Origin of the sequence: Moorena sp. SIO3E8 (assembly GCF_010692445.1) — a bacterium.
In the GTDB taxonomy this organism is placed as follows: Bacteria; Cyanobacteriota; Cyanobacteriia; order Cyanobacteriales; family Coleofasciculaceae; genus Moorena; species Moorena bouillonii.
This window is the reverse complement of sequence record NZ_JAAHHM010000302.1, coordinates 1-2,582: the sequence shown is the minus strand read 5'-3', so window position 1 is coordinate 2,582 and position 2,582 is coordinate 1. Positions and strand designations below refer to the sequence as shown.

Annotated in this window: 2 protein-coding genes; one reads left to right on the top strand and one right to left on the bottom strand. The window is 39.8% G+C overall.

All coding sequences use genetic code 11. The features are described 5' to 3' along the window. Positions 1 to 117: 117 nt before the first annotated feature. Positions 118 to 756 (top strand): DMT family transporter, encoded by a 639-nt coding sequence (locus F6K46_RS39250; protein WP_293068749.1) that lies wholly within the window; start codon positions 118 to 120, stop codon positions 754 to 756. Positions 757 to 890: 134 nt separating this feature from the next. Here the strand turns inward: F6K46_RS39250 and glk are convergent, their stop codons facing one another. Continuing rightward, complete coding sequence (glk, locus tag F6K46_RS39245; protein WP_293068746.1) at positions 891 to 1,868, bottom strand: glucokinase; 978 nt, start codon at positions 1,866 to 1,868, stop codon at positions 891 to 893. Between the last annotated feature and the right edge of the window lie 714 nt (positions 1,869 to 2,582).

Genomic DNA, 2,582 nt, shown 5'->3' with positions numbered 1-2,582 from the left:
AGGCTAAAAAGCTTTTACAACAGATGCATCAACGATGTCAATCTTTCAAGCTCACTAAGAAATTATTTGAATTATTTATTGAATATCGATTATTTACTATGCCTAATTTAGGCACTTATGAGGCTTTCTCTATTATCATTTAGGAGTAGTATAGGATCTATAACACCATTTTTTGCTACTATAGGAGGATGGTTAGTATTTAAGCAGCGTTTCGACCGTAGATTCCTCATTGGTCTGGTACTTGCATTGTTAGGGGCAACTACTATACAAATTGAGGATTTGCTAAAATCATCCAATAACTTTATCGGTGATACTGCGGCCTTAGCATCTTCTGTATTTTATGCAGTAAACTTTTTACTATTAGAACAACTGCGAACCAAGTTTTCTGTAGAAGGAATACTGATTTGGCGCTGTGCTTTGGGAACACTTTTTATGATCCCAGTGGTTCTGATATTCAGCGATCAAATTTTTCCGATTTCTTGGTCAGTATGGTTAGCAGTGATTTCCCTAGCTGTTGTCTCTGAAGCTGTGGGACATGGTTTAGTAGTATACAGCCTCAAGAACTTTTCTTCAGGCTTTGTTTCCTTAGTGCTGCTTCTTGATCCAATCGTTGGTGCTATTCTAGCCTGGATTCTATTTTCAGAAAGCTTAAGTATTCTTAACATACTAGCTTTTGCTGTGATTATAGAGGGAATATATCTAGCAAAAACTGGTAAAGGTGCTGATAAGCCAAGTATTAAGGAACAAAACACCTAAGACCATTTTCCGTTATGGATGCTACAACTATTTAGTTGGTAATTGGGTTAGTCGGTAATTGGTAATTGGTATAGCAGTTCTCACTGGATTGAGAACTGCTATAACATGCTTACGTACTGATAAATAAAGATTAGTTATGTTGAAGATAGACTTCTATGAGCATACCAAGCAGCACCCTGCAAAGCGGCCTGGTCATTAAGAATCACATAGATAGGAATAGACTTCAGCAAATCAACCATCTTATCCTTATTAATAAAATGTTCCATAAACAGAGGTTCATGCAGCTTATCCAGAATGCGAGGGGGAATCCCTCCACCAAGATAAACACCCCCAGTTGCGAAAAACTTAAGAGCAGCATTTCCGGCTTCAGATGCCAAAATTGAGACAAACATCTCTAAAGCTTGCACGCAAAGGGGACATTTATTGGCCAGAGCTGCATTACTAATTGCTGCGGCTGGCTCTCCTTTGCTCATTTCTTCTGCTAACCATTCAGGGGTGTTGCCATGACCACTATCCCGCAAATAATTATACATACGAACCAAGCCAGGACCTCCTAGAAGAATCTCGTAGCTAACCCGTTTGTATTCTTGCTGAACATAACGCATCAGTCCCACTTGAAGCTCATCCAAAGGAGCAAAGTCAGTACTCCCACCTTCAGATGCGATCGCATGAACTCGACCTTCCACCTCAATGGTTGCTGCTTCTCCCAAGCCAGTACCAGGTGATACTACTGCTCGATTGCCCCCTGGTATTTTAGTGCCGACATTAAGAGTAACTAAGTCATCATCCTTTAGGGTTTCTATGCCATAAGCATTGGCTTCTACATCGTTGAGCAAACTAACCGGAACACCGGTAACTGAAACTAATTTAGCCGCTTCTACTTTATCCCAAGGTAAATTAGTCAATTTACACACACCTTCCTGGATTGGACCAGGTAAGCCGAAACAAGCAATTTTAATGGGATGCTCACAGCGTTTAACGAAAGCCCCAACCAGATCTTCAAAACTGTGATAGTCTTTACACTTATAAGTGCTTTTTTGGACTATAGAGAGGTTCTCTTCAAATACCGCTAATCGGCAATTTGTTCCGCCTAAGTCACCTGCTAATATCATAAGTAATTCAAAATTACAAATAAAAAAATGCTATCAACGTTTTAAGTTAATTATACCTTAATCAGTAAGCATTCAGCCGTGAGCCTTTGGCTCACGCGTGCGCGTTCAGCCGTCAGCCGTCAGCTTTTCCCTCACGCTACTAGATCGGTGCTTAAAATAAATCTAGAACGATAGAATTTAATAGTTCCAGAGTAATGAGAATTGAAAGTCTGGGAAAAATCCATGACTCGTGGCACAGACTTTGACGCTGATAGCTGAACGCGCACGCACCTCAAGTAGCGCATTAGCTGATAGCTGAACGCGCACGCACCTCAAGTAGCGCATTAGCTGATAGCTGATAGCTTACCTTAATCAACCTCTGCAAAATCAATTACTAAGGCTCGGCAATTCGGTTGATTGTGAAGATCAACTGCTTCTGTTGTTAATTTTGAAAAGGGAACAGTATTGGTAATAATCGGTTCTAGATCAATCTTCTTTGTGCAAATTAGTTCTATGGCCTGACGAAAATGCTCTGGAGTATATCGATAGCTACCATAAATCTTGAGGGAACGATAATGAATTAAATTAGGATTGCCCCGAAACTGAGTGGGTGCATCTCAGTTTTGCAAAAATACCAAAATCATGATATCATGATATTATTAATGATAAATAGTTTCTAATAATTACTAAAACTCATGAACTTGAGTCCGGAAGAAAAGCAAGAGCTAAAAGAAC

Bases quoted from the DNA above. Each gene is read 5' to 3' on its own strand.
- glk (WP_293068746.1), bottom strand. From the start codon at position 1,868: ATGATATTAGCAGGTGACTTAGGCGGAACAAATTGCCGATTAGCGGTA.
- F6K46_RS39250 (WP_293068749.1), top strand. From the start codon at position 118: ATGAGGCTTTCTCTATTATCATTTAGGAGTAGTATAGGATCTATAACA.